This is a genomic window from Streptomyces aquilus, from assembly GCF_003955715.1.
In the GTDB taxonomy this organism is placed as follows: Bacteria; Actinomycetota; Actinomycetes; order Streptomycetales; family Streptomycetaceae; genus Streptomyces; species Streptomyces aquilus.
Genome location: NZ_CP034463.1, coordinates 8,135,010 through 8,157,518, shown reverse-complemented (window position 1 = coordinate 8,157,518; position 22,509 = coordinate 8,135,010). Strand labels below are relative to the sequence as shown.

22 protein-coding genes are annotated in these 22,509 nt (G+C 70.5%); 10 read left to right on the top strand and 12 right to left on the bottom strand.

What is annotated here, in order from left to right:
* The first annotated feature begins 49 nt into the window (after nt 1-49).
* Nucleotides 50-472, top strand: coding sequence for an acyl-CoA thioesterase (locus EJC51_RS37405; RefSeq protein ID WP_126275104.1), 423 nt, complete (start codon nt 50-52; stop codon nt 470-472).
* Between the two features lie 19 nt (nt 473-491).
* Here EJC51_RS37405 and EJC51_RS37400 read toward each other — a convergent pair whose 3' ends face one another.
* Nucleotides 492-893, bottom strand: coding sequence for a winged helix-turn-helix transcriptional regulator (locus tag EJC51_RS37400; RefSeq protein ID WP_126275103.1), 402 nt, complete (start codon nt 891-893; stop codon nt 492-494).
* Nucleotides 894-975: 82 nt separating this feature from the next.
* Between EJC51_RS37400 and EJC51_RS37395 the strand changes: the two genes are divergently transcribed.
* Nucleotides 976-2,412 (top strand): MFS transporter, encoded by a 1,437-nt coding sequence (locus EJC51_RS37395; RefSeq protein WP_126275102.1) that lies wholly within the window; start codon nt 976-978, stop codon nt 2,410-2,412.
* A gap of 188 nt (nt 2,413-2,600) precedes the next feature.
* Here the strand turns inward: EJC51_RS37395 and EJC51_RS37390 are convergent, their stop codons facing one another.
* Entirely contained in the window at nt 2,601-3,458 is an 858-nt protein-coding gene (locus EJC51_RS37390) for an SDR family oxidoreductase (protein ID WP_425276819.1), read from the bottom strand.
* A gap of 96 nt (nt 3,459-3,554) precedes the next feature.
* Between EJC51_RS37390 and EJC51_RS37385 the strand changes: the two genes are divergently transcribed.
* Complete coding sequence (locus EJC51_RS37385; RefSeq protein WP_126275100.1) at nt 3,555-4,334, top strand: AraC family transcriptional regulator; 780 nt, start codon at nt 3,555-3,557, stop codon at nt 4,332-4,334.
* 44 nt (nt 4,335-4,378) lie between these two features.
* Here the strand turns inward: EJC51_RS37385 and EJC51_RS37380 are convergent, their stop codons facing one another.
* The 7 genes from EJC51_RS37380 to EJC51_RS37350 form a co-directional block, all read right to left on the bottom strand.
* Nucleotides 4,379-5,764 (bottom strand): nucleobase:cation symporter-2 family protein, encoded by a 1,386-nt coding sequence (locus tag EJC51_RS37380; protein ID WP_279631375.1) that lies wholly within the window; start codon nt 5,762-5,764, stop codon nt 4,379-4,381.
* Between the two features lie 237 nt (nt 5,765-6,001).
* Nucleotides 6,002-7,384: an 8-oxoguanine deaminase gene (locus tag EJC51_RS37375; RefSeq protein ID WP_126275099.1), complete on the bottom strand. Its 1,383-nt coding sequence runs from the start codon at nt 7,382-7,384 to the stop codon at nt 6,002-6,004.
* Nucleotides 7,385-7,487: 103 nt separating this feature from the next.
* Nucleotides 7,488-8,411 carry a factor-independent urate hydroxylase gene (pucL, locus tag EJC51_RS37370; RefSeq protein ID WP_126275098.1) on the bottom strand — a complete coding sequence of 308 codons (924 nt, stop codon included), beginning with the start codon at nt 8,409-8,411 and terminating at the stop codon, nt 7,488-7,490.
* Nucleotides 8,412-8,415: 4 nt separating this feature from the next.
* Nucleotides 8,416-8,814, bottom strand: a complete 399-nt coding sequence (gene uraH, locus EJC51_RS37365; RefSeq protein ID WP_097270430.1) for a hydroxyisourate hydrolase — start codon at nt 8,812-8,814, stop codon at nt 8,416-8,418.
* A gap of 6 nt (nt 8,815-8,820) precedes the next feature.
* Nucleotides 8,821-9,330 (bottom strand): 2-oxo-4-hydroxy-4-carboxy-5-ureidoimidazoline decarboxylase, encoded by a 510-nt coding sequence (gene uraD, locus EJC51_RS37360; protein ID WP_126275097.1) that lies wholly within the window; start codon nt 9,328-9,330, stop codon nt 8,821-8,823.
* Nucleotides 9,331-9,443: 113 nt separating this feature from the next.
* The gene (locus EJC51_RS37355) at nt 9,444-9,809 is read right to left on the bottom strand and encodes a helix-turn-helix domain-containing protein (protein WP_059195420.1); all 366 of its coding nucleotides are present in this window, start codon (nt 9,807-9,809) and stop codon (nt 9,444-9,446) included.
* Entirely contained in the window at nt 9,806-10,057 is a 252-nt protein-coding gene (locus EJC51_RS37350; protein WP_079312282.1) for a hypothetical protein, read from the bottom strand. The genes EJC51_RS37355 and EJC51_RS37350 overlap by 4 nt, the downstream gene beginning before the upstream one ends.
* Before the next feature lie 138 nt (nt 10,058-10,195).
* Here EJC51_RS37350 and EJC51_RS37345 point away from each other — a divergent pair, with 138 nt between their 5' ends.
* The 4 genes from EJC51_RS37345 (at nt 10,196) to EJC51_RS37330 (ending at nt 14,155) form a co-directional block, all read left to right on the top strand.
* Entirely contained in the window at nt 10,196-11,017 is an 822-nt protein-coding gene (locus tag EJC51_RS37345; protein ID WP_126275096.1) for a TIM barrel protein, read from the top strand.
* Nucleotides 11,018-11,045: 28 nt separating this feature from the next.
* Nucleotides 11,046-11,936: a 2-hydroxy-3-oxopropionate reductase gene (locus tag EJC51_RS37340; protein ID WP_126275095.1), complete on the top strand. Its 891-nt coding sequence runs from the start codon at nt 11,046-11,048 to the stop codon at nt 11,934-11,936.
* A 205-nt stretch (nt 11,937-12,141) separates the two neighbouring features.
* Nucleotides 12,142-13,599, top strand: a complete 1,458-nt coding sequence (locus tag EJC51_RS37335) for a catalase (protein ID WP_126275094.1) — start codon at nt 12,142-12,144, stop codon at nt 13,597-13,599.
* A gap of 310 nt (nt 13,600-13,909) precedes the next feature.
* Nucleotides 13,910-14,155: a hypothetical protein gene (locus EJC51_RS37330; RefSeq protein WP_097270419.1), complete on the top strand. Its 246-nt coding sequence runs from the start codon at nt 13,910-13,912 to the stop codon at nt 14,153-14,155.
* Between the two features lie 252 nt (nt 14,156-14,407).
* On the opposite strand, the gene gcl is transcribed toward EJC51_RS37330, so the two are convergent.
* The gene (gcl, locus tag EJC51_RS37325) at nt 14,408-16,195 is read right to left on the bottom strand and encodes a glyoxylate carboligase (protein ID WP_126275093.1); all 1,788 of its coding nucleotides are present in this window, start codon (nt 16,193-16,195) and stop codon (nt 14,408-14,410) included.
* Between the two features lie 214 nt (nt 16,196-16,409).
* On the opposite strand from gcl, the gene EJC51_RS37320 reads away from it, so the two are divergent.
* A complete protein-coding gene (locus tag EJC51_RS37320; protein ID WP_126275092.1) occupies nt 16,410-17,108 on the top strand; it encodes a hypothetical protein in 699 nt (232 codons plus the stop codon).
* Nucleotides 17,109-17,649: 541 nt separating this feature from the next.
* Nucleotides 17,650-18,153: a GNAT family N-acetyltransferase gene (locus EJC51_RS37315; RefSeq protein ID WP_126275091.1), complete on the top strand. Its 504-nt coding sequence runs from the start codon at nt 17,650-17,652 to the stop codon at nt 18,151-18,153.
* Nucleotides 18,154-18,184: 31 nt separating this feature from the next.
* Here the strand turns inward: EJC51_RS37315 and EJC51_RS37310 are convergent, their stop codons facing one another.
* Nucleotides 18,185-19,768: an AMP-binding protein gene (locus tag EJC51_RS37310; RefSeq protein WP_126275090.1), complete on the bottom strand. Its 1,584-nt coding sequence runs from the start codon at nt 19,766-19,768 to the stop codon at nt 18,185-18,187.
* Nucleotides 19,765-21,429, bottom strand: coding sequence for an AMP-binding protein (locus tag EJC51_RS37305; RefSeq protein ID WP_126275089.1), 1,665 nt, complete (start codon nt 21,427-21,429; stop codon nt 19,765-19,767). The genes EJC51_RS37310 and EJC51_RS37305 overlap by 4 nt, the downstream gene beginning before the upstream one ends.
* A 115-nt stretch (nt 21,430-21,544) precedes the next feature.
* Here EJC51_RS37305 and EJC51_RS37300 point away from each other — a divergent pair, with 115 nt between their 5' ends.
* Nucleotides 21,545-22,354, top strand: a complete 810-nt coding sequence (locus EJC51_RS37300) for a response regulator transcription factor (protein ID WP_126275088.1) — start codon at nt 21,545-21,547, stop codon at nt 22,352-22,354.
* Nucleotides 22,355-22,509: the final 155 nt, after the last annotated feature.

The following is a 22,509-nucleotide window of genomic DNA, read 5'->3' as shown; positions in this document are numbered from 1 at the left end:
CGTGTCAGGATCTGGTCCATCAACTGCCGTGGCACGAGAGGTGATTGACGTGACCGAGCCGTTCGCCGTTCCGGTGACCGTCCGCGGGTACGAGACGGATGTGCAGGGCCATCTGAACCAGAGCGTCTACATCAACTACGCGGAGCACGCCCGCTGGTCGCTGCTGCGGGCGGCCGGGATCACCCAGGCCGGCCTCATCGGCAGCGGCGTGGGACCGGTGGCCCTGGAGACCACGATCCGCTACCGGCGGGAGCTGCTGGCGGGCGACGAGGTGGAGGTGAGCTGCGGCTTCGAGTGGGGCGAGGGGAAGACCTTCCGCATCCAGCAGACCATCCGCAAGAAGGACGGCACGGTGGCGGCCGAGATCACGGCCGTCGGCGGGCTGATGGACCTCAAGGAGCGCAGGCTGGTCACGGACCCGCGGAAGTACTTCAAGGAACTGGCGGCGGATCCGGCCCTGTTCGGACTGTGAGGCGCCCCCGGCCCGCGGGTCAGACGTCGACCAGCTCCGGCTGGTGCTCGGTGTCGTAGGCCGCGCGCGACTCGGCGATGTAGACCCTGTTGCGCTCGGCCCAGTCGGTCAGGCGTTGCAGGGTCTCGTGCAGCTCCGTGGCGACGGGCGTGAGGGCGTACTCGACCTTCGGCGGGACCGTCGGGTGGACCGTGCGCGTCACGAGGCCGTCGCGTTCCAGGTTGCGCAGGGTCAGGGTGAGCATGCGGCGGCTGATGCCCTCGATGCTGCGCTCCAACTCGGTGAACCGGATGGGTCCCTGGGCGGCGGCGACCAGGATCTGGACGCTCCATTTCCCGGCGACCCTGTCAAGAACTTCCCGGACCGGGCACGCGTGCGCGTTCACTGCCTCGATGGTTACACCGGTGTTCCTCTGGGACATCGAACTGCCTCCTTACGGCTCTCCTCATGGTCACCCAGGATGCACTCAGTTACAAGTCGTGCACCTAAGGAGAGCGAAGGTCATGTCGACCACGATCGAGTCACCGACGAAGGCGGGGCCGTCGTCCCGAACGTACTCCCGCTGGGCGTCCCTCGTCGTCCTGTGCGCGGGCACGCTGATGACGATCCTGGACGGCAACATCGTCACGGTCGCCATGCCGGCCATCCAGAGCGACCTCGGCTTCACGGCGCCGGGGCTGGCCTGGGTCGTGAACGCCTATCTCATCCCCTTCGGCGGGCTGTTGCTGCTCGCCGGGCGGCTGGGTGACCTGGTCGGGCGCAAGCGGATGTTCACCGCCGGGCTGGTGGTGTTCACCGCGGCCTCGGTGCTGTGCGGGCTGGCGACCGGGCAGGGCGTGCTGATCGCGGCGCGGGCGTTGCAGGGCGTGGGCGGGGCGATGACCTCGGCCGTGGTGCTGGGCATGCTGGTCGCGTTGTTCCCCGAGCCGCGTGAACAGGCCCGTGCCATCGCGGTGTTCAGCGCGGTCGGCGCGGCGGGCGGGGCGCTCGGCACGTTTCTCGGCGGGGCGCTGACCGAGGCGCTGAGCTGGCACTGGATCTTCCTGATCAACCTGCCGATCGGGATCGTGGCGTGGCTCGCGGCCGTGCGGGTGCTGGCGGGGGAGGCCGGGGAAGGACTGGGCAAGGGCGCCGACTACCCGGGCGCCGCGCTCGTCACCGGGGCCCTGATGCTCACGGTCTACGTCATCGTCGGCGCCGGCGACCGGGAACTGACCGCCACCTTGCTCCTGGCGGCCCTCGCGCTCGCGCTCTTCACGGGCTTCACCCTCCGCCAGGCCCGGGCCGCCCGCCCGCTGCTGCGGCTGCGCCTGTTCCGCTCCCGGCTGCTCAGCGGCGCGAACGCCGTGCAGATCCTGATGATCGCGACGATGTACGGCTTCCAGTTCATCGGCGCGCTCTATCTCCAACGCGTGCTGGGCTACGGCGAGTTGCTCACCGGCACCGCGTTCCTGCCGGCGCCGATCGCGATCGGCCTGCTGATGCTCGGCCTGTCGGCCCGGACGATCGGCCGCTTCGGCGCCTACCGGGTGCTGCTCGCCGGGCTCGCCCTCATCGTCGCCGGCATGGCCCTGCTGGGCCGCGCCCCGGCCGACGGTTCCTATCTCACCGACGTCCTCCCGCCCCTGCTCCTCCTCTCCGCCGGGTTCGCCGCCGCGATGCCCGCGTTGACCGGGCTGGCCATGTCGGGGGCCCGGGAGGAGGACGCGGGGCTGGCGTCGGGCGTCTTCAACACCACGCAGGTGGTGGGAGGTTCACTCGGCCTGGCGGTCCTGTCGGTCCTGGCGGCGAGCCGGACGGAGGCTCTGCTGGACGCCGGCGCCACCACCCTGACGACGGCGACCGCGCAGGGATACCAGCTGGCGTTCCAGGTGGGCGCCGGGATCGCGATCGCGGCCCTGGCCATGGCGGCGGTCGTCTTGCGGCCGCGGGGCGAGTGAGGGGCGGCGGCGGTCGCCTTGCGGCCATGCGACGGGTGAGGGGCGGCGGGGCGCGGTGAAGGCTTGGCGCGACGGCGGCTGAAGGTGCGGAGCGCGGTGGGGGTCACTCAGAACCCCACCGCGCGCCGCGGGGTTCTGAGTGACCCCCACCGCGCGGCCCCCGTTGCCGGCCGCCACACCGCCGCGTCTCACCCCCCGGCGAACACCCCCTGGTGATCCTCGGCCCACTCCCGGTACGACCGCGCCGGTCGCCCCAGCGCCTCTCGCACGTCGTCCGTGACGGTCGTGTTCCCGTTGTCGCGGGCGAACTCCAGGCCGCCGAGGACGCCTTCCACCGCCTGGTCGGTCAGCCCGGACGCCGCCAATTGCTCCCGCAGCTGATCCCGCGAGGGGGTGATCGTCTCCACCGGGCGGCCGAGCACCTCGGCGAGCACCGCGGCCTGGTCGTGGACGCTGATCGCCTCGGGGCCGGTCAAGGTGTACGTCCGTCCCGCGTGCCGGGCGTCGGTCAGGGCCGCCACCGCCACCTCGGCCACGTCACGCGGGTCGACGACGCCCTGTCGCCCCTCCCCCGTCATGTTCGGCACGGGTTGGCCCGCCGCCAGGGCCCGCGCCCAGCCCAGGGTGTTCGAGGCGAAGGACGAAGGGCGGAGGATCGTCCACTCCAGGCCGGAGGAGGCCCGCAGGGCCTGTTCGCCGGGCAGGTGCCACCTGCCGAACGGGCCGAACTCGGGCGCGCCGGTGCCGATGGCGGAGAGCTTCACGATCCGCCGCACCCCCGCCGCCCGCGTCAGCTCGATGAGCCGCACGTCCCGCCCGCCGTCCTCCGGCCCGAGCACCCCCACCAGGAACGCGGCGTCGACGCCCGCCAACGCCGCCTCCAGGGAAGGCTGGTCGAGGAAGTCCCCGCGCACCACCTCCACGCCCTCGGGCACCACCGCCCGCCCGGGGTCGCGGGTCAGGGCGCGGACCTTCTCGCCGCGTGCCGCGAGCTGTCGTACGACTTCACTGCCGATGGTGCCGGTCGCACCCGTCACTAGGATCATGTCCTCCACGCTGGCGGACCGCCCGGCGGCAACTCTTGGAAATTCCGGCACGGTTGGCCGGCCCACTCGGCCACGCCACCCGCTTACCGTGGAGAAGTGACGACGATCGCCCACGAAGTACGCGCGGTGCCCGACGCACTGCGCCCCTGGATCGCCGAGATCGCCACGGTGACCGGCGGCGAGTCGGTCGCGCACGCCCCGGACACCGCGACGAAGCTGGTCGTGCGGGTCGGCGAGGACGGTCGGCGCGACGCCCTGGTCGTCGGCCCGCGGACCCGCGCCTCGTACCACCGGGCCGGGACCGAGCGCCTCGCGTCCTGTGTGCAGCTGCATCTGGCGCCGGGGACGGCACGTCCGCTGCTCGGGGTGGCGGCGGCCGACCTCGTCGGCCGGGCGGTGCCCCTGAGTGAGCTGCCCACGCGTACGGCACGGCAACTGGCGTACGACAGCGCCGACTTGGAGACGGACGCGTTGATCGACCGGCTGACGCACACCCTGGGCCGGCTCCCGGTCCCGGACTCGCGGGGGAGGCTGCTGCGGGCGGCCGTCGACGCCCTGTCGATGCGCGGCGACCGGCCACCCGCGCAGGTGAAGGACGTGGCACGGGAACTCGCCGTCAGCGAGCGGCAGTTGCGGAACCTCTTCGCGGAGGGCGTCGGCCTCTCCCCCAAGCACTACGCGCGCATCGACCGCGTCCGCGCGGTGCTGGCGCAGGCGCCGACCGCCAAGTGGGCCGATCTCGCGGCCACCACCGGGTACTACGACCAGGCCCACATGACGTCCGACTTCCGCACCCTGATGGGCGTCCCACCGCGCTCCTTCTTCACCGGCCGCCTCCCCGAGGCCCGCCCCTGCCAGGCCTTCGACCGGCTCTGAACTCGGTGCAGGTGGGGGGCGGCCGGCAACAGCCACCCCCTCCGTCAGTGCGCCGCGGCGATCTCCTCGCCCGCTTCCATCGGGTGCGTCACGTCCTGGGCGTCGTGCTGTTTGCCCAGATGGTTGAAGACCAGGTTGAGCGCCACGGCCGCCACGCAGCCCGTCGAGATCCCCGAGTCGAGCACGATCTTCGCCGTCTCGGGGAACGCGTGGTAGAACTCCGGCGCCGTGATGGGGATGATCCCGACGGCCAGCGAGACGGCGACGATCAGGACGTTGTTGTCCTTGTCGAGGCCGGCCCGCACCAGGGTCTGGATGCCGCTCGCCGCGACCGACCCGAAGAGGACCACGCCGGCGCCGCCGAGCACCGGGCGCGGTACGACGGCGATGAGCGAGGCGGCCATCGGGCACAGGCCCATCAGGACCAGGAAGGCGCCGCCGGTGGCGACGACGTACCGGCTGCGGATCCTCGTCATCGCGACCAGGCCGATGTTCTGGGCGAAGGCGCTGCACATGAAGCCGTTGAAGAGGGGGCTGAGCGCGGAGCCGAGGGTGTCGGCGCGCAGGCCCGCCGCGATGGTCCGCTCGTCGGCCGGGCGGTCCACGATCTCGCCCAACGCCAGCATGTCCGCGGTCGATTCGGTCATGGAGACCACCATCACCACGATCATCGACACGATCGCGGCGACCTGGAACTGCGGGGCACCGAAGTGGAACGGCGTCGGGAAGCCGACCACGTCCGCGTCCGCGACCGGCCCGAAGTCCGTGACGCCGAAGGGGATCGCGACCAGCGTGCCGATGACCAGGCCGAGCAGCACGGCGATCTGCTTGACGAAGCCGCGGGTGAACCGGCGCAGCAGCAGCACGATCACGAGCGTCGTGGCGGCGAGTCCCAGGTAGGTCGTCGAACCGTAGTCGTCCGCCCCGGGGTTGGGCCCTTGCGCCCAGCCGAAGGCGACCGGCAGCAGGGAGACGCCGATGAGCGTGATCACCGTGCCGGTGACGACCGGCGGGAAGAAGCGGACCGCCTTGCTGAAGAAGGGGGCGGCGAGGAAGCCGAGCAGACCGGCGACGATGACCGCGCCGAAGATGATCGGCAGGGCGTCGGACTTGTCGTCGGTGGAGGCGACGATCGCCGTCATCGGGGCCACGCCCGCGAAGGTGACGCCGTTGACGAAGGGCAGCCGGGCGCCGATCTTCCAGACGCCGAGCGTCTGGAGGAAGGTGGCGAGGCCCGCGGTGAAGAGGCAGGCGCCGGTCAGGAAGGTCAGTTCGGTGCCGGAGAGGCCGACGGCCGCCCCGACTATCAGGGGCGGGGCCACGACTCCCGCGTACATGGCGGCCACGTGTTGGAGGCCCGTGGTGGCCATTTTGACTGCGGGGAGTTTTTCGTCGACGGGGTGTATGTCGTCGGCTCGTTGGGCGGTCACGGCGGTTCCTCCGGGTCAGCTAACACGTCGGCTCTGACGTGGGTTTCTTGGAGGTGGTGCGCGGTCGTGCGGGACCGGAGGACGGGTGGGGTGCATGGGGGACATGCACGGTGACCGTTCCGGGGCGCACACGTGTGGCATGCGCCCCGGAGACGGCCGCCATGAACCCCGCTCGGGTTCACGGCTACCGGTCGAGGGCCGTCCCCCTCGACCGGAGATCTTCAGATCGTCAACCGGTCAGCTCTGCGCGGCGATCCGCGCCAGCCGCTGCGCCTGCTCCCGCGTGGAGCGCGCGATCGCGTCCTCGTCGACGTGCAACAGGCGGTTGTCCTCGACGATCTGACGGCCGTTCACGAAGGAGGCCGTGACCGGGGCCGCCGCGCCGAAGACCAGTGCGGTGACCGGGTCCGCGATGGAGGCGTGGGCGAGCGTGTCCAGCTTCCACAGCACCAGGTCGGCGAGCTTGCCGGCCTCCAGGGAGCCGATCTCGGCGGCACGGCCCAGGACCTGGGCGCCGCCGTACGTTCCCAGGCGCAGCGCCTGACGGGCGTTGAGCGCGGCTTCCCGGTGGGCGCCGAGGCGGTTGATGAGGAGGGCGTTGCGCAGCTCGGTGTGGAGTTCGCCGGACTCGTTGGAGGCGGTGCCGTCGACGCCGAGGCCGACCGGGACGCCGGCGGCGAGCATGTCGGGGACGCGGGCGATGCCGGCGGCGAGGCGGGCGTTGGAGGACGGGCAGTGGGCGACACCGGTCTTGGTACGGGCGAAGGCGGCGATGTCGGAGTCGTTCATGTGGACGCAGTGCGCCATCCACACGTCCTCGCCGAGCCAGCCGGTGGACTCGAAGTAGTCGGTCGGGCCCATCCCGAACAGTTCCTTGCAGAACTGCTCCTCCTCGACGGTCTCCGAGCCGTGGGTGTGCAGGCGCACGCCGAGACGGCGGGCCAACTCGGCGCCCTCCCGCAGGAGTTCGGTGGAGACGGAGAAGGGCGAGCAGGGGGCGACGGCCACCTGCGTCATCGCGTCGAAGGAGGCGTCGTGGTGCTCCTTGACGGTGGCCTCGGTCGCGGCGAGGGCGCCTTCGAGGGTCTCGACGGCGAAGTCCGGGGGCAGGCCGCCGTCCTTCTCGCTGCGGTCCATCGAGCCGCGGGCGAGGGTGAAGCGGACGCCCATCTCGCGGGCGGCGCGGATGATCGAGCCGGACAGGTCGCCGGAGTTCTGCGGGAAGACGTAGTGGTGGTCCATCGCGGTGGTGACACCGCCGCGGGCCATCATGGCCAGCGAGCCCTGCGCGGCCGAGTAGGTCATCCGCTCGTCGATGCGCGCCCAGGTCGGGTACAGCGCGACGAGCCAGTTGAAGAGGTTGTGGTCGGTGGCCAGGCCCCGGGTGATCCACTGGTAGAAGTGGTGATGGGTGTTGACCAGGCCGGGGGTCACGAGATGGCCGGTGGCGTCGATGCGGCGTACGACGTTCTCCAGGCCCTCGGGGGCCTTGCCCGCGCCGAGCGCCTCGATGCGGTTGCCGGCGATGACGACGTATCCGCTCGCGTACTCGGTGTCGTGGGCGTCGACGGTCGCGATCGAACAGTTCTCGATGACGATGCGCTGGGCTGCTGCTGCCATGGTTTCGTCCTTTGCGCTTCGGTGGAGAGGGCACGGCAGGACCCGGGAGATTTGAGTGCCGCGGCCCGCACAGGCGGGCCGCGGGTGCCGCGAATGGAGTTGATCAGAGGTTGGTGAGGTCCACCGGGATCTTCGGCTCGCAGCCGTCCCGCAGGATCGTCGCCTCGATCAGGCCGTAGGGCCGGTCCGCGGCGAAGTACACCTCGTTGTCGTTCTTGAGCCCGAACGGCTCCAGGTCCACCAGGAAGTGGTGCTTGTTCGGGAGGGAGAAGCGGACCTCGTCGATCTCGCTGCGGTTGTTGATGATCCGCGAACCCATCTGGTACAGGGTCTGCTGGAGCGAGAGCGAGTAGGTCTCGGCGAAGGCCTGGAGCATGTGCTTCCTGGTCTGCTCGTAGGACTTCTCCCAGTTGGGCATCCGCTGCTCGTCGTCGGTCCAGTTGAACCGCCAGCGGCCCGAGACCTGGGTCGCCAGGATGCGGTCGTACGCCTCCTGGAGCGTCGTGTACTTGTCCTTGACGTAGCCCCAGAACTCGGAGTTGGTCGAGTTCATCACGACCAGGTCCTTCAGACCCGAGATGACCTCCCATGACGAGCCGTCATAGGTGATCTGCGTGACCCGGGTCTCCTGGCCCTTGCGCACGAACGAGTGCTTGACCTCGTCCGCGCCGATGAACTGGGAGTTGGCGTCGGAGGCGGCGATGCGCTCCCACGCGTACTCCTCGATCCGGATCCGGGCGACCTTGATCGGCTCCTGCGAGGTCACGAAGTGCCGGGCGAGGTGGATGCCGAACTGCTCGGCCGACTCGATGCCGTGCTCCTTGGCGAACGCGTACACCGTGTTCTTGGTGGTGTCGGTCGGCAGCACGTTGGCGTTGGAGCCGGAGTAGTGGACCTCGTCCATGTCGCCGCTCAGCGCGACGGACACGTTCAGGTCCTTGATGTGGTGGGTGGCGCCGTCCCGCGTGATCTTTACGACTCGGTTCTCGGCCTTGCCGTACTGGTTCTGTCCCAGAATCGTGGGCATTTAGCTAGCTCCCTCGGTAAACGGAGTAGCCGAACGGGTTGAGCAGCAGCGGTACGTGATAGTGCTCCCCGGGCTCGACGGCGAAGGTGATCGCCACCTCCGGGAAGAACACTGCCCCTGCACCGCTGTCCCGATTCGCGGGGGCGTCCTGCTGCGCATCGGCTTGCTTCTTCTCGAAGTACGGCTCCACCGCGAAGTCGAGCCGTACGTGTGTGGTGCCCTCCGGCAGGGCCGGCAGGTCCTTGCACCGCCCGTCCGCGTCGGTCGCGCTGCCGCCGAGCGCCTGCCAGTCCGCCTCCGCACCCTGTCGGGCGGACAGCTGGACGGCGACTGCCTCGGCGGGGCGGCCGATGCTGGTGTCCAGGATGTGGGTGGACACCGAGGCGGTGGTGCTGGTGCTCATGCTGCGTCAGTCCTCTTCGACGAGTCGGGCGAGCCGGATGCGGTTGATCTTGCCCAGCTCGGTGCGGACGATCTCCCGCTCCTGCTCCGGCGCGTTCCCGATCCGCTCCTTGACCGCGTCCCGCATCTGCTCGCCGGTCCGGCCGGTGGCGCAGATCAGGAAGACATGGCCGAACTTCTCCTGGTAGGCGAGGTTCAGCTCCAGCATCTCGGCCTTGAGCTCCTCCGTCGCGCCGGCCATGCCACGCTGTTCACGGGCGGAGGTCGGGTCGCCCTCCTTGGGGCGGCCGATGGGCGGGTGTCCGGCCATCGCCTCGGCGAGGTCCTCGGCGGTCAGCTCGGCCATGGCGGCGTCGCTGACGGCGTAGAGCTCGTCGCTGGTGGTGTAGGGGCGGGCGGCGAGCAGTCGCCGCGCCCATGCCGTGGAGGCACACGCCTCGTGGAGGGCGGCGAAGGCCGCGTGCTCCTCCAGGGCGTTGAACCGGGTCAGGCCCGGCGGCGTGGAAGTCGAAGTCACGGGAGCCTCCGTGGCCATGTTGCTGAACGGGCTGCCGCTAGCTAACGCCCTTCGAAACACCACGTCAACACTTTGTTGAAAATTCGGGGTTACAACAGCGCCGCCTTGAAGGATCAGCCCTTGTCACGGTTCAAGTAGTTGTAGACCGTGAACCGGCTGACCCCGAGGGCGCTCGCCACGGTCTCGACGCCGTGCCGTACGGAGAAGGCGCCACGCGCCTCCAGTATGCGCACCACCTCCTGCTTGGCCTTGCGGTCCAGGTCGGCCAGCGGCTTGCCCTGCTTGCGCTCCATGGCGGCGAGGATGTGATCGAGGGAGTCCGCGAGCTGCGGCAGGCGTACGGCGACCACGTCGGCGCCCTCCCAGGCCAGCACGACATCGTCGGGGCCGGCCTCGTCCGGCGGCACCATCTCCCCGCCCATGGCGTCGACCAGCGGCTTCACGGCCGTGATGAAGGGTTCGTCCCCGGTGCCGGTCACTTCTCGCCCTCCCCGATCACGTTGACCTGAAGCGAGATACGGGTGGCACCGGCCGCCAGACTCCCCCGCAGCAGCGCGTCGACAGCGGAGAGCACGGCCTCGGCACCACCTTCCGCGGTGTTGCCGAACGGGCCGACGTCGACCGCGTCCAGCTCGGCCGCCTCGACCACCTCACGGGCCGCGACCGCGTGCGCGGGCGCCTCGTCCAGGTCGAAGGGCTCGGTCGTGAACTCCACTCTCAATCGCACGCGCACAACCTAACGCGCGGCGCCGACTTCCGCCGAGCCCTCTTGACAAGCGACGAGACCCGACGGCAATCTTCCATTAAGCAGAAACGAACTTCCGCAATACGGAATCACTCGACACGGAAGGGAGCGCGGCGGCCCATGGGATTCGCAGACCAGCGCTTCAACGTCAACCTGTCGATCCTCTTCACGGAACTCCCGCTCCTGGAGCGCCCCGCGGCCGCCGCCGCGGCGGGCTTCACCGCGGTCGAGCTGTGGTGGCCCTGGGTCGACTCCCCCACCCCCGAGCAGTCCGAGCTCGACGCCCTCAAGCAGGCGATCGAGGACGCGGGCGTCCAGCTCACGGGCCTGAACTTCTACGCCGGCCAACTGCCCGGCCCGGACCGCGGCGCCCTGTCGATCCCGGGCGAGGAGTCGGAGAAGTTCCGCGCCAACATCGAGGTGGCCGCGGACTTCGCCCGGTCGCTGGGCTGCAAGGCGCTCAACGCCCTGTACGGCAACCGCGTCGACGGCGTCGACCCGGCCGAGCAGGACGCGCTCGCCCTGGAGAACCTGGTCCTCGCGGCCCGCGCGGCCGACCGGATCGGCGCGATCCTGCTGATCGAGACGCTGAACAAGCCCGAGTCGCCGCGGTACCCGCTGGTGTCGGCGCCCGCCGGGATCGGGATCGTCGACAAGGTCAACGAGGCGACGGGCCTCGGCAACGCCAAGTTCCTCATGGACCTCTACCACCTGTCCATGAACGGCGAGGACCTGCCGGCGGTGATCGAGGAGTACGCCGCCAGGACCGGCCATGTGCAGATCGCCGACAACCCGGGCCGCGGTGCTCCGGGGACCGGCTCGCTGCCCCTCGAAGACCTCCTCGACCAGCTGAGGAAGGCGGGTTACGACGGCTGGGTCGGCCTCGAGTACAAGCCGGGCGACCGCCCGAGCGCCGAGGCCTTCGACTGGCTGCCCCGCTGACCCCCTTTACGTGAAAGGCACCCCCATCATGAGCAACCTCCCCAAGATCGCGTGGATAGGCCTCGGCATCATGGGCTCCCCCATGTCCGAGAACCTGATCAAGGCGGGTTACGACGTCACCGGCTTCACGCTGGAGCAGGACAAGCTGGACCGCCTGGCGGCCGCCGGCGGCACCGTCGCCGGCTCGATCGCCGAGGCCGTGAAGGACGCCGATGTCGTCATCACCATGGTCCCGGCCTCCCCGCAGGTCGAGGCCATCTCGTACGGCCCCGACGGCATCCTGGAGAACGCCAGGTCCGGCGCCCTGCTGATCGACATGTCCTCGATCACCCCGCAGACCTCGGTGGACCTCGCGAAGGCCGCCAAGGACAAGGGCATCCGCGTCCTGGACGCCCCGGTGTCCGGCGGCGAGGCCGGTGCCATCGAGGCCGTGCTGTCGATCATGGTCGGCGGTGAGCAGGCCGACTTCGACGCCGCCAAGCCGATCCTGGAGGCGCTCGGCAAGACCATCGTGCTGTGCGGTCCGCACGGCTCGGGGCAGACCGTGAAGGCCGCCAACCAGCTGATCGTCGCCGTGAACATCCAGGCGTGCGCCGAGGCCGTGGTCTTCCTGGAGAAGTCCGGCGTGGACCTGAAGGCCGCGCTCGACGTCCTCAACGGCGGCCTCGCGGGCTCGACCGTGCTGACGCGCAAGAAGGACAACTTCCTCCAGCGCGACTTCAAGCCGGGCTTCCGCATCGACCTCCACCACAAGGACATGGGCATCGTCACCGACGCCGCCCGCAACGTCGGCGCGGCCCTGCCCGTCGGCGCCGTGGTCGCCCAGCTGGTCGCGTCGCTGCGCGCCCAGGGCGACGGGGGCCTGGACCACTCCGCGCTGCTGCGCGCGGTCGAGCGCCTCTCCGGCGCACAGATCTGACGCGCGGCACCTGAACCCCGGGCGGCGCCGCTGCTGACACCTGTCCTGTCGCGCCCAAGCGGCGGCGCCGCCCGGAATCCACTTCAACGGCACGTTGAGCATCTCTTCAACAAACTGTTGACGTCCAGATCGCCCCAAACCTAGGCTCCACGAAGCGGAAGTCCTTTTCCGAAGCCTCCGCTGACTCTCGTACGGAAGGTCCCCGATGTCGAAGCGCGTGCTGACGACCGAGTCCGGCGCCCCGGTCGCCGACAACCAGAATTCCGCCTCCGCCGGTGTCGGCGGTCCGCTCCTCCTCCAGGACCAGCACCTGCTGGAGAAGCTCGCCCGCTTCAACCGCGAGCGCATCCCGGAGCGCGTGGTGCACGCCCGTGGCAGCGGCGCGTACGGCTACTTCGAGGTGACCGACGACGTCACCGGGTTCACGCACGCCGACTTCCTCAGCGGCGTCGGCAAGCGCACCGAGGTCTTCCTGCGCTTCTCCACCGTGGCGGACTCGCTCGGCGGCGCGGACGCGGTGCGTGACCCGCGCGGCTTCGCCGTGAAGTTCTACACCGAGGAGGGCAACTACGACCTCGTCGGCAACAACACCCCGGTGTTCTTCATCAAGGACCCGATCAAGTTCCCCGACTTCATCCACTCGCAGAAGCGCGACCCGTTCACGGGCCGTCAGGAGCCGGACAACGTCTGGGACTTCTGGGCGCACGCCCCCGAGGCCACGCACCAGATCACCTGGCTGATGGGCGACCGCGGCATCCCGGCGTCGTACCGCCACATGAACGGCTACGGCTCGCACACCTACCAGTGGACGAACGCCGACGGCGAGGCCTTCTTCGTCAAGTACCACTTCAAGACCAACCAGGGCATCCGCTGCCTGTCCGCCGAGCAGGGTGCCGAGCTCGCCGGCAAGGACCCCAACTCGCACCAGACGGACCTGTTGCAGGCCATCGAGCGCGGGGTGAACCCGTCCTGGACCCTCTACGTCCAGCTGATGCCGGCGGCCGAGGCGGCGGACTACCGCTTCAACCCGTTCGACCTCACCAAGGTGTGGCCGCACCAGGACTACCCGTTGCAGCGCGTGGGCCGGCTGGTCCTCGACCGCAACCCGGACAACGTGTTCGCCGAGGTCGAGCAGGCCGCGTTCTCCCCGAACAACTTCGTGCCGGGCATCGGCCCGTCGCCGGACAAGATGCTCCAGGGCCGCCTGTTCGCCTACGCGGACGCGCACCGCTACCGGCTGGGCGTCAACCACACCCAGCTCGCGGTGAACGCCCCCAAGGCGACCGTCGCCAGCAATTGCGGCCGGGACGGCCTCATGGCCACCAACTCCCAGGGCCGCGCGGCGAAGAACTACGAGCCCAACTCCTACGACGGCCCGGCTCAGACCGGCCGCCCGCTCTCCGCCCCGCTGGCGGTCAGCGGCTGGACCGGCACCCACGAGGCCCCGCAGCACACCAAGGACGACGACTTCTTCCAGGCCGGCGAGCTGTACCGGCTGATGTCGGAGGACGAGAAGGCGCGTCTGGTCGCGAACATCGCCGGCGGCCTGTCCCAGGTCTCCCGCGACGACGTGATCGAGAAGAACCTGGCTCACTTCCACGCCGCCGACCCTGAGTACGGCAAGCGCGTGGAGGAGGCGGTCCGCGCCCTGCGCGAGGACTGAGCCGGGCAGCCGGTTTCCGGCGAAGACTCCCTGTTCGCGCCCGAACACTGAGCGACCCGGATGAGGGGTGGTCCCTCGGTACGGGGCACGGGCAGGGTGATGGACCGCGGCGGCGTGCGAGCCAGTGCGGTGGTGAAGGACCGGAGATCCTCTTCTCGACCTGAGGGAAGGGCTTCTCGGGCTCCGTCGCCGCCGCCGCGGTCCCAGCAGGACGGCAACACCCGAAGCACCGGATACGGACGGTCCCGTATCCGGTGCTTCTCGCTGTGTCCGGGGTGCGGTCGGCGTCTCCCGGCGGGACGCTGAAGGCATGGCACACGCATCGCACCACCCGCATGTCGTGGTGCACTCGCCGGGCCTGGACGGCTCCCGGCGGGTCACCGCGGACGACCACAACCTCGGCGTCGCCTCCCACCTGGACGACGTCGTGGAGCTGCTGCGCCTCGCCGATCTCGACCGGATCGAGGTGGAGGACGAGGACATCGTGGAATGGCAGGGCGGCGGCCCGGACGACTGGCCGGGCCTGTCCGAGCACCACGAGCAACACGAGCACTGAGCCCCGTACAGCAGTGTGCGTACGCGGGCTACGGAACCCTCAAATCAACCTCTGAACCCGTCCCCGGAGGCTTCAACCGCCCCCGAGGACGGGCACATTGTCGTCACGCGGCGCCCGCCGGCACGGGGGCGGCGGGCGCCGCGTGACGGGGGGAACGGGGGAAACGGGGGAACGGACACCCGGGGGGACGGGGCATGCCGAAAGGGCGGCCCATCCCCCCGGATGGACCGCCCCTTCAGCAGTGCGGCTGCCTCAGACCTTCAGCGTCCTGATCGCCGTCGGCGCGTGCCCCGGCTCGGTCGCGAGCTCCTCGAACTCGGTGACGTCGCTGATGTCGGCGGTCTTGCTCATCGCGATGTTGGTGACCCGCTCCAGGATCGCCTCGACCACGACCGGCACCCGGTACTCGGCGGCCAGCTTCTTGGCCTCCTCGAAGGCCGGCAGCAGCTGGTCGGGCTCGGTGACGCGGATGGCCTTGCAGCCGAGGCCCTCGACGACCTTGATGTGGTCGACGCCGTAGACGCCCAGCTCCGGGGAGTTGATGTTCTCGAACTCCAGGTTGACCTGGAAGTTGATGTCGAGACCGATCTGCGCCTGCCGGATCAGGCCCAGGTAGGCGTTGTTGACGAGGACATGGACGTACGGGATCTTGTGCTGCGCGCCGACGGCCAGCTCCTCCAGCATGAACTGGAAGTCGTAGTCGCCGGAGAGCGCGACGACCTGGGCCTCCGGGTCGGCCTTGGCGACGCCGAGCGCGGCCGGGATGGTCCAGCCGAGCGGGCCGGCCTGGCCGCAGTTGATCCAGTGCCGCGGCTTGTAGACGTGCAGCATCTGGGCGCCCGCGATCTGCGACAGGCCGATCGTGGTGACGTACCGCGTCTCGGGGCCGAAGGCCTTGTTCATCTCCTCGTAGACCCGCTGCGGCTTCAGGGGCACGTCGTCGAAGTGCGTACGGCGCAGCAGCGTGGCCTTGCGCTCCAGGTGGGAGGCGATCCACGCGGAGCGGTCGGGGAGCCTGCCCGCGGCCTTCAGCTCGCGCGCGACCTCGACGAAGAGCTCCAGGGCGGCCTTGGCGTCGGAGGTGATGCCGTAGTCCGGCGGGAAGATCTTGCCGATCTGGGTGGGCTCGATGTCGACGTGGACGAACTTGCGGCCCCGGCGGTAGACGTCGAGCTTGTAGCCGGTGTGCCGGTTGGCCCAGCGGTTGCCGATGCCGAGGACGAAGTCGGACTCCAGGAAGGTCGCGTTGCCGTAGCGGTGCGAGGTCTGGAGGCCGACCATGCCGGCGTTCAGCTCGTGGTCGTCGGGGATGGTGCCCCAGCCCATCAGGGTCGGGATCACCGGGGTGCCGGTGAGCTCGGCGAACTCCACGAGGAGGTCAGAGGCGTCGGCGTTGATGACGCCGCCGCCCGCGACGATCAGCGGGCGCTCGGAGGCGAGCAGGAACTCGATCGCCTTCTCGATCTGGGCGCGGGTGGCCGCCGGCTTGTAGACCGGGAGCGGCTCGTACGTCTCCGGGTCGAACTCGATCTCGGTGAGCTGGACGTCGATGGGCAGGTCGATGAGGACCGGGCCGGGGCGGCCGGAGCGCATCAGGTGGAACGCCTGCTGGAAGACGCCGGGGACCTGGGCCGCCTCCAGGACGGTGGTGGCCGCCTTGGTGACGGGCTTGGCGATCGACGCGATGTCGACGGCCTGGAAGTCCTCTTTGTGGATGACGCTGACCGGCGCCTGGCCGGTGATGCACAGGATCGGGATCGAGTCGCCGATCGCCGAGTACAGGCCGGTGATCATGTCGGTGCCGGCCGGGCCCGAGGTGCCGATGCAGACGCCGATGTTGCCCGGGTTGGCGCGGGTGTAGCCCTCGGCCATGTGGGAGGCGCCCTCGACGTGCCGGGCGAGCGTGTGGTCGATGCCGCCGCCCTCCTTGAGGGCGCGGTAGAAGGGGTTGATCGCCGCGCCGGGCACCCCGAACGCGTTGGTGACGCCCTCGCGCTTGAGGATCTCAACTGCCGCGCGGGCAGCGGTCATACGTGCCATCGAGTACTCCCTGCTTCGGCTGCCGGATTCGTACTCCCGTCGCGCCCCGCGGCGAGCACTTTCCGTATCCATATTCCGCATTGCGGAAACTAACTTCTACGATCTGGAATCAATGTAAGTGGAGGGGTGAAGGCCGTCAAGAGACGGACAAGCGGGGGTCGACTGGAGGACGATGGGAGCGCTGTCCCGACGTGGGGTCGTTCTGGAGTGGGCTATGTCCGAGAACGTGTCGGTGCGCTGCCCGGTCTGCCGGCGCGAGCACTTCTATGCGGCACCGTCCTATCCGTGCGCCTGCGGGGCGCCGGTGACACCGCCGCTGGACCGGCGCGCGCGGGCGACGGCGGTGACGCACCGGTCCTGGGAGGACGACTGGGTGACGGTGCTGTGCGCGCGCTGCGGGCGCACGGGCGAGTGGCCGCATCCGGAGGTGGGCTGCGCGTGCGGGACGGTGCTGCGGGTCCCGGTCGCGGCGGAGGCGGTCGGCATCCCGACGGCCCGCCGCGTCGAGCAGTCCCGGCGGCGCACGTTCCAGCCGGTGACGATCCGCACGGCACGCGACGCGGTGACGGCCGCGGCCCTGTATCTGCGCTGGCTCGGCTACGCGGACATCCGCCGCGCCGACCAACGCCCCCCGAACGGCATCGGCCTCGCCGCCCGCGGCCTCCTGGCCCAGGTCGACCCCACGGTCCGCCCGGCCTCCCTCCGCGACGTCGAATGCCTGTGGCTGACGGCGATGACGGAGTCCGCGGACTGCGTCTACTTCTCCCTGGCCGGCTACGCCACGGACGCCCGGACGGTCGCCGACTCCCTGGCCGTCCCCCTGTTCGTCCTCGACCTCACGGGCACGCCCCAGCCGGTGAACAGCAGGGCGGACGAACTGGACGCAACCGGAGCGGAGGCCTCCGGCGGTTGAGCGGGGTCGCCGGGTGCGGGGGCGTGAGGTGAGGCGCGCGGTCTATGAGCCGGGGCGGGGCGCGGTGGCGTGAGGTGAGGCGCGCGGTCTATGAGCCGGGGCGGGGCGCGGTGGCGTGAGGTGAGGCGCGCGGTCGATGGGCCAGGGCGGTGGCGGCGGGGCGCGCGATCGATGGGCCGGGGCAGTGGCGATGGCGCGAGGTGAGGTGCAGCGAGGCGCACGGTCTATGAGCTGGGGCGGTGGGGTGAGGTGCGGCGAGGCACACGGTCGATGGGCCGGTGCGGTAGCGGGGCATGAGGGTCACCGAGGCGCGGATCGGATGGCGCGCGGGGCGCAGCGGACGCGAGGCGACTGAGGGGCGGGGCCCAGCCAGGCACGGGCGGCCGACACCCAGGGCCCACCGAGGCACGGGCCGGCCGACGACCAGGCCCACCAAGGCACGGCGCCGCTCGCCCCCAGGGCCCACCGAAGCGCGGCACGGCTCGCGCCCCGGCGTCGGAAATCCGGTGCGGTCGGGTGCCGTGATCGTCATACTCGCCCGATGCGCATCCGCCCCGTCGCAGCCGACGAACTCACCGCCCTCCAGGACATCGAGCGCGCCGCCGGTACCGTCTTCCACGCGGTCGGCATGACGGCGATCGCCGAGGACGAGCCGTTCCCGGTGGACGTTCTGGAGGGGTACCGCAGCCAGGGGCGGGCCTGGGTCGCGGTCGGCGACGAGGATCGCCCCGTCGGCTATCTGATCGGTGAGCCCGTCGACGGTGCCCTGCACGTCGAGCAGGTCTCGGTCCACCCGGACTTCGCGCACCGGCGCATCGGTGAGGCCCTCCTCGCCCACGCCGCCGAACGCGCCCGCGACGAGGGCCTCACCGGTCTCACCCTGACCACCTTCACCGAGGTGCCCTGGAACGCCCCGTACTACGAGCGCCTCGGCTTCCGCGTGCTCGGCGAGGCCGAACTCACCCCCGGGCTGCGGAAGATCCGCGCCCATGAGGCCGAGCTCGGCCTCGACCGCTGGCCGCGCGTGTGCATGCGCCGGGACTGAACCCCCTGTTCCGCTGCGGCTCAAGGACGCCCTATTCCGCCGCGTACGTCTCCCGCAGTTCCACCTTGCGTACCTTCCCCGACACCGTCATCGGGAACGACTCCAGCACCTGGAGCCTGCTCGGCACCTTGTAGTGCGCCAGCCGGCCCTCGCAGAAGGCGCGTACCTCCTCCAGGGTCGGCGGGTCGGCCGGGTCGCGGGGGATGACGCAGGCCAGTACCTCCTCGCCGTACCGCTCGTGGGGTACGCCGACGACCTGCACGTCCGCGATCTTCGGGTGGGCGTAGAGGAACTCCTCGATCTCGCGCGGGTAGATGTTCTCGCCACCCCGGATGATCATGTCCTTGATGCGGCCGACGATCTCGACGTAGCCGTCCTCACGCATCACGGCCAGGTCGCCGGTGTGCATCCAGCGTCCCGCGTCGATCGACTCGGCGGTCTTCTCGGGCTCGTTCCAGTAGCCGAGCATCACGCTGTAGCCCCGGGTGCACAACTCCCCTGCCGTGCCCCGGGGTTGGGTCACCCCGGTCGCCGGGTCGACGACCTTGACCTCGATGTGCGGCAGGACCCGGCCGACCGTGCCGGTGCGGTGTTCCAGGTCGTCGTCGCGGCGCGTCTGCAAGGACACGGGGGACGTCTCCGTCATGCCGTAGCAGATGGAGACCTCCGCCATGTGCATCTCGGCGACCACCCGTTTCATCACCTCCACCGGGCAGGGCGAGCCGGCCATGATGCCGGTGCGGAGGGAGGAGAGGTCGTACGTCGCGAAGTCCGGGTCGTTCAACTCCGCGATGAACATGGTCGGTACGCCGTACAACGAGGTGCAGCGCTCCTGCTGCACCGCCTCCAGCGTGGCCTTCGGGTCGAAGGACGGGGCCGGGATCACCATGCAGGCGCCGTGCGAGGTCGCCGCCAGGTTGCCCATCACCATGCCGAAGCAGTGGTAGAAGGGGACCGGGATACAGATCCGGTCCTGCTCTGAGTAGGCGATCAACTCACCTACGAAGTAGCCGTTGTTGAGGATGTTGTGGTGGGAGAGTGTCGCCCCCTTCGGGAAGCCCGTCGTCCCCGACGTGTACTGGATGTTGATCGGGTCGTCGCAGGACAGCTCCGGATACGGCGCCGGGGTCGCGCGGGCGAGCAGCGCGTCCCAGCTCGGGTCCCCGATGAACACGGTCTCCCGCAACTGCGGGCACTTCCCCCGCACTTCCCCGACCATCGCCCGGTAGTCGCTGGTCTTGTGGCCGACGGACGCGAACAGCAGGGAGATCCCGGCCTGGTTGAGGACGTACTCGACCTCGTGGGTGCGGTACGCCGGGTTGATGTTCACCATGATGGCGCCGATGCGGGCGGTGGCGTACTGGACCAGCACCCACTCGGGGCAGTTGACCGCCCAGATGCCCACCCGGTCGCCCTTGGCGACCCCGCTCGCCAGCAGCGCGTACGCCAACTCCTCGACGTCCGCGGCGAATTCACCGTACGTCCAGCGCCGCCCGGACGGTACGTCGACCAGCGCCTCGCGCTCCGGCCAACGGGCCACCGCCCGGTCGAGGTTCGCGCCGATCGTGTCCCCGAGCAGTGACGTCCCGCTCGTGCCATGGCTGTAGGAGCTCATCGGAAGTCCTCCTCGCGGTACTCGGCGTCCGAGCCCTCGGCCGTGGCCTCGCGCAGCTCGATGCGGCGGATCTTGCCGGAGACGGTCTTGGGCAGCGGCGCGAACTCCAGCCGGCGGATGCGCTTGTACGGGGCGAGCACCTCCCGCGAGTGCTCGAAGAGGACCTTCGCGGTGTCCGGGCCGGGCTCCCAGCCCTCCGCCAGCACCACGTACGCCTTCGGCACCGCGAGCCGCAGCTCGTCCGGCGCGGGCACCACGGCCGCCTCGGCGACGGCCTCGTGCTCCAGCAGCGCGCTCTCCAGCTCGAAGGGGCTGATCTTGTAGTCGCTGGCCTTGAAGACGTCGTCGGCCCGGCCGACATACGTGATGTATCCGTCCTCGTCCCGCGAACCGATGTCGCCCGTGCGGTAGTAGCCGCCGGCCATCGCCTCCGCCGTACGGTCCGCGTCGCCGTGGTAGCCGGTCATCAGGCCGACGGGACGGGCGGACAGGTCGAGTGCGATCTCGCCCTCGGCCGCGCCGGGCGCTCCCGTCACCGGGTCGAGCAGCTCCACCCGGTAGCCGGGGCTGGGCCGTCCCATGGAGCCGGTCTTCAGGGGCTGACCGGGGCTGTTGGAGACCTGCACGGCCGTCTCCGTCTGCCCGAAGCCGTCCCGGATCGTCACGCCCCACGCCCGCCGCACCTGCTCGATGACCTCGGGGTTCAGCGGCTCGCCCGCCGCCACCACCTCCCGCGGCGGGGTCCGCAGCTGGGTCAGGTCGGCCTGGATGAGCATCCGCCACACGGTCGGCGGCGCGCAGAAGGTGGTGACTCCCGCGCGGTCCATCTCGGCCATCAGGCGGGCCGCGTCGAAGCGCGTGTAGTTGTGGATGAAGACGGTGGCTTCCGCGTTCCAGGGCGCGAACAGGTTCGACCAGGCGTGCTTGGCCCAGCCGGGCGAGGAGATGTTCAGATGCACGTCGCCGGGCTTGAGGCCGATCCAGTACATGGTGGCCAGGTGCCCGATCGGGTACGAGGTGTGGGTGTGCTCGACCAGCTTGGGGCGGGCGGTGGTGCCCGAGGTGAAGTACAGCATCAGCGGGTCGTCGGCACGGGTGGGGCCGTCGGGCGTGAACGAGGCGTCGGCCTCGTACAGGTCGTCCAGCGCCAGCCAGCCCGCCACCGGGTCGCCCGCCGCGATCCGGGTGTAGGAGCCGGGCACCTCCGCGAACTTGTCCGCGTCCTCGGAGCGCACGATCACATGCCGCACCCGCCCGCGCTCGACACGGTCGCGCAGGTCGGCCGGGCCGAGCAGCGGGGTGGCCGGGATGACGACGGCGCGCAGCTTCATCGCGGCCAGCGCCGTGATCCACAGCTCGGCCTGGTTGCCCAGCATCACCAGGATGCGGTCCTCGGCGGCCACCCCCCGCTCCCGCAGCCAGTTCGCGGCCTGGTCGGAGCGGACCGCCAGCTCCCCGAAGGACAGCTTGGTCTCCCGGCCGTCCTCCTCGACGATGTGCAGCGCGGTCGCGGCGTTCCCGTGCGCGATGACGTCGAACCAGTCGAGCGCCCAGTTGAAGCGCTCGGGACGCGGCCAGGCGAAGCCCTCGTAGGCCGTCGCGTAGTCCTCGCGGTGGGCGAGCAGGAAGTCCCGCGCACCGCGGAACAGCTCCGTCGTCATCTGTCCTCCTCGTGACCGGCACCATTGCCGAGCGGCTCCCTGTCATCGTTTACTCCGTGATGCAGGTCTCACTACCCCCGAACGGGGGTGTGCGCCGCGGCGAAAGGACGAACAGGTGAGCACGGACGCTGCGGAGATCCGGAACGCGCTGGTGCGGCTGCGGCGCACGACCGGGCTCCCGGTCGCCTTCGGCGGGCTGGTGGAGGCCGGCCGGCCGCAGATGCGCATCAGCGAACTGAGCGGTACCTCGACGGTCGCGCTGCGCGCGCTCGCCGTGGTCTCGGGCAGCGGCCTGGGCGGCAAGGCCGTCGCGCTCGCCCGGCCCTGCGCGGTGACCGACTACTCGTCCTCACGGCAGATCAGCCACGAGTACGACGCCCCGGTCGCCGCCGAGGGCCTGCGCTCGATCGTGGCGGTGCCCGTCGTCGTACGGCGCCGGGTGCGGGGTGTCCTGTACGGGGCGCTGCGCACCGTACAGCCGCTCGGTGACCGGGTGCTGAGCGCGGCGATGGAGGCGGCGCGGGACGTGGAGCAGGCGCTGGTGGTGCGCGAGGAGGCGCGGGAACTGGTGGCGGCGGCCGGGCCGGCCGAGGTGGACCCGGTGTCGCGGGAGCAGGTCCGGGAGGCGCACGCGGCGCTGCGCGCGCTGGCGCCGCGGATCACCGACCCGGAGCTGCGGGCCGAACTCCTCGACGCCTGCGGGCTGCTCACGCCCCGGCAACCGGAGCGGGCCACGCTCACCCCGCGGGAGCTGGACGTCCTCGCCTGTGTGGCCGCGGGGGCGACGAACGCGGCCGCCGCCCGGCGGCTGGGGCTGCGGCCGGAGACGGTCAAGGGATACCTGCGGTCGGCCATGCGCAGGCTCGGCGCGCACACCCGAGGAGAGGCGGTGGCGGCGGCGCGCCGGGCGGGGCTGCTGCCCTAGCCGGGCCGGCCGGACGACCCGGAAACGTTGGCCATCCATTCATTCAGCTGTGCTTTGAATTTCCCCATGCTGTGAGGTTGTTATTTCCCTCACCGCGTCTCCCCTCCGGATTTCAAAGAATCGTTGCCTAGAATTTGGCCCGGACACGACACGAG

Bases quoted from the DNA above. Each gene is read 5' to 3' on its own strand.
- EJC51_RS37400 (WP_126275103.1), bottom strand. From the start codon at position 893: ATGTCCCAGAGGAACACCGGTGTAACCATCGAGGCAGTGAACGCGCAC.
- EJC51_RS37395 (WP_126275102.1), top strand. From the start codon at position 976: ATGTCGACCACGATCGAGTCACCGACGAAGGCGGGGCCGTCGTCCCGA.
- EJC51_RS37390 (WP_425276819.1), bottom strand. From the start codon at position 3,458: ATGATCCTAGTGACGGGTGCGACCGGCACCATCGGCAGTGAAGTCGTA.
- EJC51_RS37375 (WP_126275099.1), bottom strand. From the start codon at position 7,384: ATGGCAGCAGCAGCCCAGCGCATCGTCATCGAGAACTGTTCGATCGCG.
- pucL (WP_126275098.1), bottom strand. From the start codon at position 8,411: ATGCCCACGATTCTGGGACAGAACCAGTACGGCAAGGCCGAGAACCGA.
- uraH (WP_097270430.1), bottom strand. From the start codon at position 8,814: ATGAGCACCAGCACCACCGCCTCGGTGTCCACCCACATCCTGGACACC.
- EJC51_RS37345 (WP_126275096.1), top strand. From the start codon at position 10,196: ATGGGATTCGCAGACCAGCGCTTCAACGTCAACCTGTCGATCCTCTTC.
- EJC51_RS37340 (WP_126275095.1), top strand. From the start codon at position 11,046: ATGAGCAACCTCCCCAAGATCGCGTGGATAGGCCTCGGCATCATGGGC.
- EJC51_RS37335 (WP_126275094.1), top strand. From the start codon at position 12,142: ATGTCGAAGCGCGTGCTGACGACCGAGTCCGGCGCCCCGGTCGCCGAC.
- EJC51_RS37330 (WP_097270419.1), top strand. From the start codon at position 13,910: ATGGCACACGCATCGCACCACCCGCATGTCGTGGTGCACTCGCCGGGC.
- gcl (WP_126275093.1), bottom strand. From the start codon at position 16,195: ATGGCACGTATGACCGCTGCCCGCGCGGCAGTTGAGATCCTCAAGCGC.
- EJC51_RS37320 (WP_126275092.1), top strand. From the start codon at position 16,410: ATGTCCGAGAACGTGTCGGTGCGCTGCCCGGTCTGCCGGCGCGAGCAC.
- EJC51_RS37315 (WP_126275091.1), top strand. From the start codon at position 17,650: ATGCGCATCCGCCCCGTCGCAGCCGACGAACTCACCGCCCTCCAGGAC.
- EJC51_RS37310 (WP_126275090.1), bottom strand. From the start codon at position 19,768: ATGAGCTCCTACAGCCATGGCACGAGCGGGACGTCACTGCTCGGGGAC.
- EJC51_RS37305 (WP_126275089.1), bottom strand. From the start codon at position 21,429: ATGACGACGGAGCTGTTCCGCGGTGCGCGGGACTTCCTGCTCGCCCAC.